The 15,792-nt window shown below is 34.3% G+C and carries 16 protein-coding genes and 2 riboswitches; of the genes, 5 read left to right on the forward strand and 11 right to left on the reverse strand.

Features of this window, described 5'->3' with window-relative positions; translation table 11 throughout:
- Positions 1-114: 114 nt before the first annotated feature.
- Entirely contained in the window at positions 115-606 is a 492-nt protein-coding gene (locus NBE98_RS09085) for a QueT transporter family protein (RefSeq protein ID WP_250814628.1), read from the forward strand.
- Positions 607-910: 304 nt separating this feature from the next.
- Here the strand turns inward: NBE98_RS09085 and NBE98_RS09090 are convergent, their stop codons facing one another.
- The 4 genes from NBE98_RS09090 to NBE98_RS09105 form a co-directional block, all read right to left on the reverse strand.
- Complete coding sequence (locus NBE98_RS09090) at positions 911-2,329, reverse strand: NCS2 family permease (RefSeq protein WP_250814629.1); 1,419 nt, start codon at positions 2,327-2,329, stop codon at positions 911-913.
- A 253-nt stretch (positions 2,330-2,582) separates the two neighbouring features.
- Positions 2,583-2,683, reverse strand: a riboswitch (purine riboswitch).
- 98 nt (positions 2,684-2,781) lie between these two features.
- Entirely contained in the window at positions 2,782-4,032 is a 1,251-nt protein-coding gene (locus NBE98_RS09095) for an MFS transporter (RefSeq protein WP_250814630.1), read from the reverse strand.
- Positions 4,033-4,156: 124 nt separating this feature from the next.
- Positions 4,157-5,323, reverse strand: coding sequence for an iron-containing alcohol dehydrogenase (locus tag NBE98_RS09100; RefSeq protein WP_250814631.1), 1,167 nt, complete (start codon positions 5,321-5,323; stop codon positions 4,157-4,159).
- 111 nt (positions 5,324-5,434) lie between these two features.
- Positions 5,435-6,070 (reverse strand): DUF3793 family protein, encoded by a 636-nt coding sequence (locus tag NBE98_RS09105; protein WP_250814632.1) that lies wholly within the window; start codon positions 6,068-6,070, stop codon positions 5,435-5,437.
- A gap of 140 nt (positions 6,071-6,210) precedes the next feature.
- On the opposite strand from NBE98_RS09105, the gene NBE98_RS09110 reads away from it, so the two are divergent.
- Positions 6,211-6,813, forward strand: coding sequence for an HAD family hydrolase (locus tag NBE98_RS09110; protein ID WP_250814633.1), 603 nt, complete (start codon positions 6,211-6,213; stop codon positions 6,811-6,813).
- 61 nt (positions 6,814-6,874) lie between these two features.
- On the opposite strand, the gene NBE98_RS09115 is transcribed toward NBE98_RS09110, so the two are convergent.
- The gene (locus tag NBE98_RS09115) at positions 6,875-7,105 is read right to left on the reverse strand and encodes a DUF3892 domain-containing protein (protein WP_250814634.1); all 231 of its coding nucleotides are present in this window, start codon (positions 7,103-7,105) and stop codon (positions 6,875-6,877) included.
- Between the two features lie 154 nt (positions 7,106-7,259).
- Positions 7,260-7,386, forward strand: a riboswitch (cyclic di-AMP (ydaO/yuaA leader).
- 2 nt (positions 7,387-7,388) lie between these two features.
- Between NBE98_RS09115 and NBE98_RS09120 the strand changes: the two genes are divergently transcribed.
- Together NBE98_RS09120 and NBE98_RS09125 are read left to right on the forward strand one after the other, a co-directional pair.
- Positions 7,389-8,153, forward strand: a complete 765-nt coding sequence (locus tag NBE98_RS09120) for a LysM peptidoglycan-binding domain-containing protein (RefSeq protein ID WP_250814635.1) — start codon at positions 7,389-7,391, stop codon at positions 8,151-8,153.
- 102 nt (positions 8,154-8,255) lie between these two features.
- Entirely contained in the window at positions 8,256-8,813 is a 558-nt protein-coding gene (locus tag NBE98_RS09125; RefSeq protein WP_250814636.1) for an ECF transporter S component, read from the forward strand.
- Here NBE98_RS09125 and NBE98_RS09130 read toward each other — a convergent pair.
- The 3 genes from NBE98_RS09130 to msrB are packed head-to-tail and all read right to left on the reverse strand — an operon-like array spanning position 8,808 to position 10,652.
- Entirely contained in the window at positions 8,808-9,593 is a 786-nt protein-coding gene (locus NBE98_RS09130; protein ID WP_250814637.1) for an exodeoxyribonuclease III, read from the reverse strand. The genes NBE98_RS09125 and NBE98_RS09130 overlap by 6 nt on opposite strands.
- 28 nt (positions 9,594-9,621) lie before the next feature.
- Positions 9,622-10,188: a nitroreductase family protein gene (locus NBE98_RS09135; protein WP_250814638.1), complete on the reverse strand. Its 567-nt coding sequence runs from the start codon at positions 10,186-10,188 to the stop codon at positions 9,622-9,624.
- A gap of 2 nt (positions 10,189-10,190) precedes the next feature.
- Positions 10,191-10,652, reverse strand: coding sequence for a peptide-methionine (R)-S-oxide reductase MsrB (msrB, locus tag NBE98_RS09140; protein ID WP_250814639.1), 462 nt, complete (start codon positions 10,650-10,652; stop codon positions 10,191-10,193).
- Positions 10,653-10,937: 285 nt separating this feature from the next.
- Here msrB and NBE98_RS09145 point away from each other — a divergent pair, with 285 nt between their 5' ends.
- Positions 10,938-11,450 (forward strand): hypothetical protein, encoded by a 513-nt coding sequence (locus NBE98_RS09145; protein ID WP_250814640.1) that lies wholly within the window; start codon positions 10,938-10,940, stop codon positions 11,448-11,450.
- Between the two features lie 52 nt (positions 11,451-11,502).
- Here NBE98_RS09145 and NBE98_RS09150 read toward each other — a convergent pair whose 3' ends face one another.
- Genes NBE98_RS09150 through NBE98_RS09160 form a run of 3 tightly spaced genes read right to left on the reverse strand, consistent with a single transcriptional unit; the run spans position 11,503 to position 15,335 of the window.
- Positions 11,503-13,293 (reverse strand): extracellular solute-binding protein, encoded by a 1,791-nt coding sequence (locus NBE98_RS09150; RefSeq protein ID WP_250817518.1) that lies wholly within the window; start codon positions 13,291-13,293, stop codon positions 11,503-11,505.
- 45 nt (positions 13,294-13,338) lie between these two features.
- Positions 13,339-14,250 carry an ABC transporter permease gene (locus NBE98_RS09155; protein WP_250814641.1) on the reverse strand — a complete coding sequence of 304 codons (912 nt, stop codon included), beginning with the start codon at positions 14,248-14,250 and terminating at the stop codon, positions 13,339-13,341.
- The gene (locus NBE98_RS09160) at positions 14,247-15,335 is read right to left on the reverse strand and encodes an ABC transporter ATP-binding protein (protein WP_349305908.1); all 1,089 of its coding nucleotides are present in this window, start codon (positions 15,333-15,335) and stop codon (positions 14,247-14,249) included. Before NBE98_RS09160 ends, NBE98_RS09155 begins: the two co-directional genes overlap by 4 nt.
- Positions 15,336-15,792: the final 457 nt, after the last annotated feature.

The following is a 15,792-nucleotide window of genomic DNA, read 5'->3' on the forward strand; positions in this document are numbered from 1 at the left end:
CTTAGTTATTAATTGACTAACGGAGATAAAGCTGTTAAAATGTACAGGTATCTAAAAGAGATATCGACAGTTCGAAACCATCCTGTCGCTAAACAAAACTAGGAGGTATTAAAAATGAGGTTTAATGTTCGTAAAATTGTATTTGGTGGTTTGATTGGCGCCGTATATGCAGCTTTAACTATGGTTTTAGCACCTATAAGCTATGGTGAAATTCAGTTCAGAATTGCAGAAGTTCTAACTATATTACCTTTTTTCTCAGGTTTTTCTGTTTTAGGACTTTTTATAGGTTGCATTGTATCTAATATTTTAAGTCCAATAGGTCCATTAGATATGATCTTTGGCTCTCTTGCAACTTTAATAGCTGCAATAATGACATATTACATTGGAAAGAGCAATTTTAAGTTAAGAAGGTTTCTTGCTCCATTACCAGCTGTAGTAGTTAATGCTGTTATTATAGGACTTTTAATAAGCTATACTGCAAATATTCCATTTATTATTCCTGCCATTCAGGTGGGTTTTGGCGAGTTAGTAGTTTGCTATGTATTAGGTTTACCTTTAATTATGTTAATTGAAAGAAATGAAAAACTAAAGAACTACTTAAAATAGTTAAAACGAAAGCTTCTGAACATTTCAGAAGCTTTCGTTTTTTATATGCTAGCATTAGTATATCTATCATAGAATAAAGTAAGAATAATTTTCTTTCATCAATTTTTATGGGGGTATCCATGTCTAAATTTACTAAAATAGTGATAGCTCTGATTATTATACTAATAATCGAAGTACTTCTAATTTATCGAGGATACAAAATTAAAAATGCATCACCAAAACCTATTGGGGATAAACCTATATTTTCTTTATTATCCTCATCTAAAGCAAAAATCCAGCTGAAATACAGCCGGATTTTTTTATTTTAAACCTGTAGGACAAATTTGAATACAAACAGTACAGCAAAAATATACATTATTGGGTGAACTTCTTTTGCTTTTCCTCTAACTATTTTAACAACTGTATAAAATATAAAGCCAGATGCGATACCGTTAGCTATGCTGTAGGTAAATGGCATCATAACTACAGTTAGGAAAGCAGGAAGAGCCTCTTCAAAATTTTCAAAATCAATTTTCATAATCGAACTTATCATGAGCACACCAACTATGATAAGTGCCGGAGCAGTAGCCTGAGCTGGAACAATTCCAACTAATGGTGAAAGGAATAAGGATAAGAAGAAACATATAGCAACAACTACTGATGTTAAACCAGTTCTTCCACCTTGACTTATACCTGCGGCGCTTTCTACATAAGTAGTAACGTTACTTGTTCCAAGAAGTGCTCCTATCGAAGTAGCTGTAGCATCAGCAAACAAAGCTTTATCTATCTTTCTTGGGAACATCCCTTTCTTAGGCACATCATTCTTTTCATCAAACATTCCTGTTTTCGCGCCAGTTCCAATAAATGTACCTATTGTATCAAAAGTATCAACCAAGCTGAAGGAAACTATTATTGTTATTGCTGTAAGTATTCCTGTTTGAGCAGTGAATAGCTCTGAGAAACTTAACTGCATTAAAGTAGGCTTTATGCTTGGAGGCATTGAGAAAATATTAAAGTTTTGCGGAAGGAATAATCCAAGCTTTGCACCAAATCCAACTTGAGCAACAACTCCAGCTATAGTTGTAATTATTATCCCAATAAGGATAGACCCTTTAACATTCTTCACCATAAGAGCAACTGTAACAACTAGTCCAAATAACGCTAGCAGTGTTGTTGGAGCTTTCACATTTCCAAAGGCAACTAAAGTTGCAGGATCAGATACAACCAATCCAGCTTCCTTAAAGCCAATTAACGCTATAAATAAACCTATACCAGCTCCAATTGCATTTTTAAGAGATTCAGGGATTGCATTTACTATTGCTATTCTAATTTTAGTAACTGTGATAAAAACATTAATAAGACCACAAATAAATACTGCTGCTAATGCTGCCTTCCAAGAATACTTTGCTGTTCCAACTACATAGAATGTGAAAAAGGCATTCAAGCCCATACCTGCTGCTTGTGCAAAAGGAACATTAGCTACAAGTCCCATTATTAGCGTGCCAATAATTGCAGATAGAACAGTTGCAACGAATACAGCCCCTATAATAGGGTCAGTTCCAACTGTTAAGCCAGCCTTTGCAACATCTCCAAAAAGTAAACCTTTTGAGTTCATTCCAGCCTGAGATAAAATGTTCGGATTAACAAAAATAATGTAAGCCATTGTTATAAAAGTGGTAATTCCAGCAATAATTTCTGTCTTTATTGTGGTATTGTTCTCTTGCAATTTAAAGAAATCATTCATTTATCTTTTCCCCCTAAAATTTTATGGTTTTTAACAGGTTGATATTTAATTTCCCTCCTTCTTGAATTGTTTTACTTCCACTAAGCATAACTATCGCCGGTTTATAATAAGATGTCCACATTAGATTATATGTATATCCAAAAAGAAATAAAACGCATGAATCTTCAAAATTTTGAGTGAATTCATGCGTTTATCTGCTACTCTATTTAAAGAAAAGTATATCAAATAGACTACTTGTCCAATAGAAATAAGACATCAATAAACCTTCACTCATAGTCAAGCAGTTATGGCTGCCTAGTAGAAACTCCCGAACCAAATTATCGAGATTATATGAGGTGTTATTAAATTATGTAATTATAATAACATGAAATTATACGTATGTAAATAGCAATCACGAACAATTTTTGAGCTTTGTATTTTTTTATTCGACATTTTTGTTTTTTTCTCACTTATCATTTGTATCTTCTTTGTATACCAGCCATACCTGCTAAAACAACCATAAAAACTAAAATTATTATTCCACTGGTGATAAACGCCCATGAAGCCCCTAGGTTAGATGCAGCAGTGCCAGAGAACATGTTTCCTAGAGGGGTGCTTCCTGCAAAAACAAGAGCATAAACACTCATTACTCTACCTCTGTATTCATCCTCAGAATTAATTTGAAGTGTTGAATTTGCTGTAGTAGAAAAATTTATATTGAATATACCTGTTATAGCTAAAGACAAGGCTGCTGCAAACTGCAAGCTGCTTAATCCTGTAAGAATTAACATTATTGATACTATTACAGAACTATAAAACATTATAGAAATCTTTGGTCCAGATTTGCTTCTTAAAGATACTGTTAAAGCTCCAATTAGCGAACCTATACCTAAAGCAGACATCAAAAATCCGTATGTGTCACCCTCCTTGTGAAGTACAGTTCTTGTAAACACTGGAAGAAGTACGTTGTAGTTAAACGCAAAAATACCCATAACAGTAACCATAAGTACCGTCTTAAACAGAACGGGAGTTCTATATATATATTTAAGCCCATCTAATATTTCATGCAATACCTTCTTTTCAGATGACTTCTTCCTCACATATGCTATAGGTTCAATTTTCAAAAGGCCATAAATTACCGCTACAAAGCTCAATCCATTAAGGAAAAAGCACCAAGCCGCTCCAACACCCTGCATTACGATAGCACCTATTGCTGGTCCAAGTATTCTCGCCAGATTAAAGGTAGCAGAATTTAAAGCTATGGCATTCATGAGATCACTTTTCCCTACTACCTCAACCATAAAAGACTGCCTAGTAGGCATATCTAGAGTGTTTGTAAAACCTAATATTAAGGCAAGAACTAGAATATGTTGATACTTGATTGTATGGGTAAAAACCAATAAAGAAAGTGTAAAAGCAAGCAGCATTGATATAGATTGTGTTATTATAAGTATTTTCTTTTTGGGAAACCTATCAACAACAACTCCAGCAAACAAAGAAAATATCGTTACGGGTAAAAACTGAATAGTTCCCACAAGACCTAGCAAAAATGGAGAATCAGTTAAGGTATATACAAGCCAGGACTGACCTATGTTCTGCATCCAGGTTCCTATAAGAGAAACACACTGTCCAATCCAGAAATATCTAAAGTTTTTGTGAGTTAATGCATGAAAATTGCTGCTTCCAAAATTCTTAACAGTATTTATAAACCTTAATTTTTTCACTCTGTCATCCCCTTTAATTTACTACAATATTAATGATACATCAATTTAAAAAACATGCAACCATTGGTAATTAAGATGAAAAACCGCAAAATAGTAAAAGGATGAGCATCTGCCCACCCTTTGTTTATTCCAAGGCTATCTTATAAATCTCAAAAATATCTTCTCTTTGAAGCTTCTTTAAAGTTCCCATAGGAGCTGACATAGCAGCGTTGTCTGCTAGTTTTTCAAGGTCTTCGGCTTTAACCCCTATATCTTTAAGGCTTATGGGAGCTCCTATCTTTTTATAGAAATCCCTTAAGTCTTCAATAGCTTTTAAAGCTTTTTCCTCAGGGGTACCTAAGGTAATGTTAAATATTTTCTCTGCAAACCTTCCAAACTTATCTAAATCTTCCTTGTAAACGTATTTCATCCAAGCGGGGAATATTATTGCAAGTCCTGAACCGTGAGCTATATCATAAAAGGCACTTAAAGAGTGCTCTATTCCGTGTGATGCCCAATCTCCACCATTCCTTCCAATGCCATTCACTCCATTCAAAGCAAGTGTTGAGCACCATGCAAGTTCTGATCTTGAAGCATAATCTGATGGGTTTTCAAGCAATATTTGAACATGCTTCATCACTGTTCTAATTATACCCTCTGAAAGTTCATCCTGCATATCACTGTTTTTTGTCCCATCAAAATAAAGTTCAAAGGTATGACTCATGGCATCCACTGCCCCGTTAACAGTTTGATTGTTAGGAAGAGAGAACTGTATTGTGGGATCAATTATGGAAACCTTAGGGAATGTATAAGGAGATCCAAAGGACCATTTCTTCTTTTCTTCCTCTTTAGTTATAACTGCTCCAGAATTCATTTCCGAGCCAGTGGCTGAAAGTGTTAGTATTGTATATATTGGCAGAGCCTTTTCTACTCGCCCTTTTCCTTCAAACATATCCCATATGTCCCCGCTGTAATAATAGCCTGCAGCTACTGCTTTTGAAGTATCAATAACACTTCCACCTCCCAAAGCAACTATAGCCTCTGCACCTTCTTTTTTTATGACTTCAACTGCTTCATAAACCTTTGATAAAACAGGATTTGCTTTGACACCTCCCAGCTCAACAAAATCAACGCCATTTTCTCTTAATGAATTCGCCGCATTATCATAAACCCCATTTTTAAATATAGAGCCTTTACCATAAAGAAGCAAAACCTTTTTTATTCCAGCAGCTTTGACTTCTGGTCCTATATTTTTAACAGTATCTCTTCCGAATATAAGTTTAGTAGGATTATAAAATTTAAAATTCTCCAATGATTATCACACTCCTCTAATAAATTTCTACATCTATGTTTCCATAGAATAATGTTAATATACTTATAGGCTTATGAGTTAAAACAGTTTTTTATGTTGTTTCAATTGTGACTAATTACATACAGCAATAAACTTATATTCTTCTAATAGCTTAAATACTTGAAAGGCATTTTTCCCCCCAGCTATAAGATTTATAACTTCTTTCTTAGACCAGTCATAGTTTTTGAAAGTTTTCATTGCTCCATCAACATTACTATATACTTTCCAATAGCCGCAGTATAAATAATTTTTCCCATCATTCTTTATAAATCCAAGAACATCATCAAGAGGTATATCCAAAAATAGACCAACTTCATGAGGACACCCTTCTTTATACCTTGCCTTTAATACATGAAGAAAATTTATAAGGCTATCTTTTTCCTTATATCCAAAATTATTTAAAAATTTAGTACAGTTTTTTTTCTTTAATGTTTCGTTCAATTTATCTTCATCATAGAACAAAATACTGTATGAATCATTAGTCCTTTTCAGCTCAAAGTGCTTTAAAGGTACTCTGTCTAAAAATTCCTCCTTATTCTCCTTCCAAAGTTTATAGGTGTTTTTATACTTGCTTGAAAGATTAATAAGAGTTGAAGCCTTGTAGCCGCAAACAGTAGGGGCAATTCCATAAGCAATCAAGTTATACATATATTCCTTTTCATTTAATGAGTTCATTCTTCTCATAAATTCATTAATATTGTCTCTCATATCAGTATTCTCCTGTTAAATCATTTTAAAATAGTTTTATCCAAAGTTAAATTATAAATTCCAGCATTGGGCAAGAAGGTTGAATAAATTGCTAAAATAAGGTACTATAAAAATGTCTATAGCCGAAAGGATGATGCAACATGATAAAAAATATAGTTTTCGACATAGGGAGAGTTCTTTTAGAATTTAATCCCAAGGAATATCTTCTAAAAAAATATAAAGACGAAACTTTAGCTAGTGAACTTCATTCAGCTATATTTACAACTGACGAATGGCTTGAACTTGACAAAGGAAGCATTACTGATGAAGAAGCAATAGAAATTTTCTCTAAAAGACATGCTGGTCATAAAATGCAAATAGAAGAAATTATGAAAGATTGGCATAATATTTTAATACCTATTGAAGGAACTGTCTGCCTTTTGAAAAAGCTAAAAATCAATGGATATAAGATAGTACTACTCTCTAATTTTCACCTTAAAGCATTTGAGATAGTCTACAACAGATATCCTTTTTTCAGACTTGCAGATGAAATGATTATATCCTCAAGAATAAAACTGCTAAAGCCAAACAGAGAAATTTACCAACATATGCTTAGCACACTATCTATTCTTCCAGAAGAGAGTTTATTCATAGACGACACCCTGGTTAATATCGAAGGAGCTAAAAAACTTGGTATTAACGCAGTTCAATTTATAAGTTCAGAGCAGCTTGAAATAGAGCTAATCAAACTAAATTTACTGTAATAAAAAAGGATAGATTCAGTCTATCCTTTTTTATTATTTTGAAAAAAGTCTTATGTACACACTAGAATGTAGGAATGTTATCTAGGTTATCACCTTCTCTGTCATTTGGGTTGCTTCGTAGATATTCTCTACCATTTCTTGCTTTTCCCACATTTACCCCTTGAATTATACCTTCTCTTGTCATAGTTATTGCTTCATTGATTGAATACACATTACCGTTATCAAGCATTACATCTGTTATATCTCCATCTTGATTCTTTTTTACTTTTACTATTTGTGACTTGCTATCCATATGATCTTATCCTCCTTATAACTATATATTCTTTATTTATAGTTAGTATTTACTCTATATAATTGTTTATGCATATTTGGGCAAAGTTGTACCATGATATGCCTGTCCTGCCACCTATCTTCTATAGATATACTCAAAATCCTTTGTTACAATAACAACCATCAAGCCGAATCTCCTAAAAGGAGTACGGGGGATAACTATGGGGTGAAGTTCGTAGTTTGAGCAGGGTACCTCTTACCCTAACCCGTCAACTAACCTCGGAGGCATATAGGAGGATATATCTATGATAAAATCAAAGATATTAAATGTTACTTTATTTGCTTTAGGGTTAACTCTATTCTCATCACATGTAGCCAAGGCAGCAACCTACAAGGTAGCTCCTGGCGATTCGCTTTACACAATAAGCAGAAGCTTTAATACAACAACACACGAGTTAATGACAAACAACAAATTATCAAATTCATTAATTTATCCTGGACAATTACTAAATGTTCCAGATAGAAAATATACTGTAAGAAGTGGAGATACTCTTTATTTAATTGCTAAAAAATATGGAGTAACTATAAACTCAATAAGAAATACAAATAACTACTGGAAAGATTATATATATCCTGGTCAAGTATTAGTTATACCAGGGAAAAGTTCTTTTACTGCTTCCTCTGTTAGCAAAGGCGTTGTACCTTACACCCAAAGCGACTTGGACCTTCTCGCAAGGCTAATTCAAGCAGAAGCTCAAGGTCAGTCCTATAAATCACAGGTTGCGGTAGGTGCTGTAGTTATAAACAGAGTTCAAAGTTCAGCTTGGCCAAACACTATTAGAGATGTAATCTATCAAAAATCAGGAGGCTACTATCAGTTTACTCCTGTAGTAAATGGTTGGATTAACAAGTCAGCTTCAACAACAGCTAGACAAGCTGCTCTAGATGCTTTGAGGGGTTACGACCCAACTAATGGTGCGGAATTTTACTTCGATGACAGCACAAAGAATACATGGTTATGGTCAAAGACAGTAGCGTTAAGAGATGGAAATATGGTATTTTCATATTAAAATAAAAGTGTACAACCTTTTGGGGTGTACACTTTTTGTTTTACACTTTTTTGCAAGAGTGATATACTAATACTGGAAATATTTATTTAAGGATGGGGTAGTATGAAAAATAAAAATGTTATTTGTTTAGTACAAAGTTCAATCCTGTTGGCTACTGCTATAGTTTTTCAGCTGATAGGAAGCAAAATTCCAGGAATTAACCAACTTCTTGTAGGTTCGGTTATTAACTCCGTTCTGCTTGTGGTTACATATCTTTGCGGTACATTTTATGGAACTGCAGTTGGAGTATTAACCCCATTAACAGCACTTCTAGTTGGACAACTAAAGCCAGCCATGGCACCTTTTATACCTTTTATAATGATAGGAAATTGTATTTTTGTCATCTCTTACGGACTCTTTCTTTCTAAAAGTTCCTATGGGAAATATACAGGTGTAGGCTTAGGGGCGATACTAAAATTCTTATTTTTAAGCTTATCTGCAAAAAAATTTATTTATATTTTCAAAATGAACTTTCCTGCGCCTATAGCTAAAGCTCTTGCCGTAGCTATGGGAACAACACAACTTATCACAGCTTTAATCGGAGGAGTTTTAGCCATAGCTTTGATTGAAATACTTGTAAAACGGACAAATATAATTAAAAGAAAAAGATCAGCCTCATAGCTGATCTTTTAAATTAGATTCAGAAAGTTCAACCACAACAGGACAATGGTCTGAGCCTGTTACCTCATTTAGTATCTTCGCATCCTTAACATAAGGCAGCATATTGTTTGATACAAAATGGTAATCTATTCTCCATCCTACATTTCGCTCTCTTGCCTTAAACATGTAGCTGAACCATGAATATTTGATTTCCTCCTTGTTTACATACCTGAAGGTATCTGTGTAGCCATTTGAAATAAGCTTATCCAGCCACTCTCTTTCTATAGGCAGAAATCCTGAAGTCTTTTCATTTGCCTTCGCATTTTTAATATCCATTTCAGTATGTGCAGTATTATAATCTCCGCAAATAACAAGTTTTTTTCCTGTACTAACCAGACTATTGCAATAGTCAAGAAGAGCATCATAAAAATCTAGTTTAAACTTTAACCTCTCCTCATTCATCTGTCCATTAGGAAAGTATATATTTAAAACAGTGATGTTTTTAAATTCTGTCTCTAATATTCTGCCTTCGCTATCAAATCGTTCTATTCCAATTCCGTGTTTCACAGAAACAGGCTCTTCCTTTGAATAAGTGGCAACACCGCTGTAACCCTTTTTATCTGCAAAACTGAAATTTGAATAATAACCTTCTATGTTTTTAAAGCTTTCTTCAAGCTGGCTTTCCTGAAGCTTTGTTTCCTGAAGGCAGATTATATCAGGGCTTTCCACGATGAACCATTCCATGAATCCTTTTTTTAGTATTGCTCTTAAGCCATTTACATTCCAAGAATAAATTCTCATTACTTCTATCCTTTCTTTTGTATTAGTTTTAAACCCATTTAGTAAGTTCTGACGCTGGTTTTCTATGTGCATCCTTTCTTTCCATATCAGGATAGCCTAAATAGATTAAAGCTATGACTTCGTCTTTTTCTTTAAGTCCAAAATACTCCTTCATTTTCGGATGGTAGCAAGCCTTCCCTGTCTTCCAGAAAGAAGCCAAACCAAGGGAATGTGCTGCTAAAAGCATATTTTCAGTGGCAGCATAACAGGCCCCTAACTCCTCAAGTCTCATAGCCTTCCCATTATCAGTTACCTCTGCTGCCACTGCAATTATTACCGGAGCTCTAAATGGTTTGTTTTTTTCTTTATAAAGCTTTTTCTTACCTTCTTCGCTGTTTATATCTAAGCCTGATTGAAGTGCAATTTCCTCCATTACCCTGGATAAAGACTGCCTTGCCTTACCTGTTATTACAAAAAACCTCCAAGGCTGTGTTAAATATCTGTTTGGCGCCCATGTTCCAGCCTCTATAACTTTTTCTATAAGTTCCTTTGGTACAGCCTCCTCCTTTACCTTTCCTATAGATCTTCTAGTTCTAATTGCCTCTAAAACATCCATCTCTATTCCTCCATATCATTAAATAATCTTATATATTCTTCGTATCCCTCTTCCCTAAGCCTTTGTTTAGGAATAAATCTTAAAGAAGCACTGTTTATACAGTATCTGAGGCCACCCTTATCTACAGGACCATCTGTAAACACATGTCCAAGATGAGAATCTACCTCTTTGCTTCTAACCTCAATTCTATGCATTCCATGACTGAAATCAGCTTTTTCCTTTATTCTTCCTTTTTCTATGGGGTTTGTAAAACTAGGCCACCCGCAACCGGAATCAAATTTATCCAAAGAAGTAAAGAGAGGTTCTCCAGACACTATATCTACATAAATACCTTCCTCTTTGTGATTCCAAAACTCATTTAAAAATGGCTTTTCTGTTGCATTTTCCTGAGTTACCTTATACTGCAGAGGAGTGAGTCCCTTTAAAACCTCTTCCTTATCCTCTTTTAAATAATTTTTATCCATATTTAAATCCCTTCCTTTACAAATCTATCAAATTCTCATATTGTAAGTATCCAGCAAATTCATATATCTTATTTTCATGTTTATACAATAATCATATAAGGCTCTCTATTTAATATCTAACCAATATATAATATATTATACTTTTCTTTTAATAATAACTCTTAGTTATTATTAAGTAAAGAAAAAACATGAGCAGAAAATAAATTTATACAATTAACTCCTATATCAAAGTGTAGACTTGATTCATATAACAATAGTGTGAATTTATTATCTGGGGGATTGAAATTGAAAATTAGCCAAGAACTTTTTACTGAACTATATAATCTTAAGGAAAAAGATTTTTACAAAAGGTTTGAATTTCTGGGGGAAGGTATAAGCAGAAAAGTTTTCGCATTGAATGAAGAGTATGTTTTGAAACTTGCAAAGGGTGGAGAAGGCTATTATCAAAACAAAATTGAGCAGTTTGTCTATTCGTATTCTCCTTTTAAATTAAAGAAATATTTATGCTCTATAGCATGTTATCAACCTCAACTTTTGATTATGAAAAGAGCAGCACCTCTTTCTAACAATATACAAGGCAAATATGTGAATCTGAAGAACATACGAAAGGAGGTAGAGCTGTTTAATGATATAAGTGAACTTGCTGATAGATTTTACTTATTTTATGAGGATTTGATTTGTGTAAGCTCCTGGGGCACATTAAATGGCGAAAATGTACTCATGGATTATGGCTGCACAAGCTACAACGGAGATTTCTTTTATGAAATGTACTTCTTGGTTAACTCTTTAAAGCCATAAATCCCGCTGTATAATTTTCAGCGGGATTTATGGCTTTAAAAACATCTTCTCTTTATTGCTTAACTTCAGACCATATATCATCATAAAGCTTTATAGAATCCCCTATATCCTTAAGATGTTCCCCATTTTTAATGTCCGTCTCAGGGGGATATATTGCTTCATCCTTTAATATCTCCTCACCTATATATGGGTAAGCGGCCTTATTAGGATTTCCGTATGGGAATTCTTTCGAAATTTCTGCACTTATCTCTGGCTCCATTATAAAGTTTATAAATAGCTCTGCAGCTCTTATATTCTTCGCATCTTTTGGTATAACAAAGTTATCCTGTTGGAGGAATAAACCTTCCTTTGGAATAACCATTTTCACGCCATTCTTTTCCCTTTTAGCAAGACTTCCCTCAGCGCCCCATGCGAAAATTACTTTTGCCTCTCCATTTATAAGCATTGTCTTTGGACTATCGCTGTCATAAGCCTTTACATTTGCCTGAAGTTTTTTAAGTTCTTCCTTTGCTTGATACAGTGCATTTTTATCAACTTCATTCATGGAATAACCTAGTTTTTTAAGCGCCATTCCTATTATTATTCTCTCGTCATCAAGAAGTGTAATAGCTCCTTTAAGTTCAGGTTTCCAAAGGTCTGCGTAGGAGGTTATTGTACCCTCTGGAACTTTTGTACTGTCTACAGCAATAATTCCGGCAGTCCACATGTAAGGAATACTATATTTGTTTCCTTTGTCATAGGATTGATCCATAAATTCATTTCCCATATTTTTAAGATTCCAAAGGTTTTCCTTGTTAAGTTCTTCAAGAAGATTCTGTTTCTTCATTATCTCAACCATATAGTCGCTTGCTACGGTTAAATCATATTGTGATCCTCCTGCCATGATTTTCGCTAGCATTTCTTCATTGGAAGAAAAGGTTGAGTAATTTACCTTTATATTATAGGTTTGTTCAAATTTATCTATAACAGACTGAGGCAGATACTCCGACCAATTAAATACATTAAGCACCTGTTTTTCACCTTTGGACTGTTTTGCAAGAACCCACATTCCTCCGCTTGCTCCACCAGCCATAATTGTTATCGCTGTAAGTACAGCTCCAACTTTTTTCATGTTTATATTTGCTTTTCTAAGAGCTAAAGCAAAACCAACTATTATCAAAGTAACCAGCATTATTATAGTAGAGAGTGCATTTATTTCTGGTGTTACACCAAACTTAACCATTGAAAACACCTTAAGTGGTAAAGTCATACTGTTTGGACCAGCTACAAAAAAGCTTATAATCATATCATCTAGAGACAATGTAAAAGCAAGAAGCCCTCCTGCTATGACGCCTGGTGCTATTATAGGAAGTGTTACAGCAAAGAAGGTCTGCATCGGTGTTGCGCCTAAATCCATAGCTGCTTCTTCAACGGATTTGTCGAAGCCATCAAGCCTTGCTCTTACAACAGCTACCACATATGATACGCTGAAGGTAACGTGAGCAAGAATCAAAGTACCTATGCCCATCGAAAATTTCGCCGTTGAAAAAAAGGCCAAAAGCGCTATACCCATTACTATTTCTGGTATAACCAACGGAATATATAGCATTCCATCAACTAGACTTTTTCCTTTAAAGTTGTATCTGTACATTCCAACTGCTGCCAAAGTTCCGATCATAACTGAAAGTATTGTACTTGCTACAGCTATGAGCAGGCTGTTCTTCATAGCTTCCAGTATGCCGACATTACTTGCGAGGCTTTTATACCACTTTAGGCTGAATCCTGTCCACACTGCATTAAGCTTTGAATCATTAAAAGAAAATATCACAAGGACTATTATGGGGATATATAAAAACATATACATTAAAAATGCATAAAGTTTGCTGAATATGCCTCTCTTTTTCACAACCTATAACACCCCCATCTTTTCTTTTGTTCCACCACTCTTTGTATTGTATGCAATGACTACAACCATAATGAGAATCAAGACTACTGAAATAGCTGACCCCAATGGCCAGTTTCTAGCTGTAAGAAATTGATTTTTAATAAGATTGCTCATAAGCACAACCTTGCTGCCTCCCATAAGATCTGTTATAAAAAACAAGCCTAATGCTGGTATAAAGACGAGCATTGAACCTGACATTATTCCACTCTTTGTTAACGGAAGAGTTACCTTTAAAAACGCTTTTAAGGGAGAAGCTCCTAAATCTGCTGCAGCTTCAATAAGCCTTTTGTCTAGTTTTTCTATGGAAGCGTATAAAGGAAGCACCATAAACGGAAACATCATATATGTCATTCCTATCATTACAGCTGTGTTATTATATAAAAGCTTTAACGGCTCTGATATAAGGTGCAGCTTTAGTAGATAAGCATTGATTATACCTTCACTTCTCAAAAGTATAATCATAGAATAAGTTCTAACCAATGAATTGGTGAAGAACGGAAGTATTATTAATAAAAGCAAAAGTGGTTTATACTTCTTGCCTGACCTTGCCACAATGAAAGCAAAAGGGTATCCAAATATAAGGCAAAAGAGGGTTGAAGAAATTGCGACTAATAGAGAGTTTAAAAAAATCCTTGTATACAATGGATTGATAAGACTTTTGTAACTCTCAAAAGTAAATGTGTATACTATATCTCCAGTTTCTCCTCTAGTACAAAAACTTATAGCAACGATAAACACTACAGGAATAACGAAAAATGCTATCATCCATGCAGCTACAGGAAAAAGCGTAGCCAAAACTCCATAGTTTTTCCTTAATGCAGGTCTTTCTCCTCTAATAGGCTTATTTATTGATATCGCTTTATTATTGAATATCATCCCTTCATCACCACCGAATGCTCAGATTTCCAAGTAAGGACTACTTCTTTATTATTTTTTTCAATATTAAGATGGTTGTCTATTGGTTCATTAACAGTTATTAACTTTCCATTTCCAAGCTCAATAACTGTTTTATATGAAGTGCCCGTATAAATTCTATCCTTAAGGCTTCCCTTAAGATAAACTTCACCTTCATGCGATAAATAACTAAGCTTAATTCTCTCAGGCCTTACCGCAACACTTACTTCTTCGCCTAAGGTTAGATTTCCTGCTGAAACCTTTATACAATCAAATTGGTTTCCAAGCCTTAAGAATGCGCTGCCATTTTCAACAGCAGTAACCTTTCCTTCCAAAAGATTCGTATCTCCGATAAAATCAGCAACAAATCTTGTCACGGGTCTTTCATAAATCTCATCTGGAGCACCGAGCTGCTCGATTACACCATCTCTCATAACTACTATTCTATCTGACATTGTTAGGGCTTCTTCCTGGTCATGGGTAACAAATATAAAAGTTATGCCCAATCTCTTCTGGAGATGCTTAAGTTCCAGCTGCATCTGCTTTCGAAGTTTTTGGTCAAGGGCACCCAGTGGTTCATCTAAAAGCAGCACTTTGGGATTGTTAACAACCGCTCTTGCAATTGCAACACGCTGCATCTGACCGCCGCTAAGCTGAGAAGGCATTCTTTTTTCATAGCCTTCTAATTGAATCATCTTTAACATTGCCGAAACTCTTTCTCTTATTTCTGTTTTTGAAACCTTCTTCATCTTGAGCCCAAAAGCAATGTTATCGAAAATATTCATATGAGGAAAAAGTGCATAATTTTGAAATACCGTATTTACACACCTTTCATGTGGTGATATATCCGTTACATCTTCACCATCGATGATGACTCTACCGCTTGTTGGCTGTTCAAAACCAGCAAGCATACGAAGTGTAGTAGTCTTTCCACATCCACTAGGTCCGAGTAATGTTAAAAACTCACCTTTTCTAACATTGAGGTTTAAGTTTTTTACAACTGCTGCCTCTGATCCATCAAACTTTTTGCAGATATCTGCAAGCTGAATTAAAGCTTCCCCTGTCACACCGTAACAACTCCTTTAAAATGAATTATTAATTTTTGCAAATAAAAAAAATCTTCCACTAGTCTTGTACCAGCTGAGAAGATTTTATTAATTAGGTGATTATAATAATGCGTGTCCACTGCATATTTATAACCAAATTTAATATAGCACATATTGGATAACATTTCAAATACTTTTTTAAAGATTTTCAAAAAAATTTTTTTTAACAATACCTTTGAAAATCATGTGCCTCAATGCCTAAATCAAATGCATCCTATATAAGCAAGACAGAGTTTCATAAATCGTTTACATGGTTTTTAATTTCATATTCTGTATTATAATTATATACATCAAATTTTTTTCATAAATAATATACACTATATGTATAATTATTCGAAATTTATTAAATTATTATAATGTATATTTTACCTCAAATGACAAATGCTAAAATAAATATAAATTTTAATTTAAAATAGGA

Origin of the sequence: Clostridium swellfunianum (genome assembly GCF_023656515.1) — a bacterium.
Classification (GTDB): Bacteria; Bacillota; Clostridia; order Clostridiales; family Clostridiaceae; genus Clostridium_AT; species Clostridium_AT swellfunianum.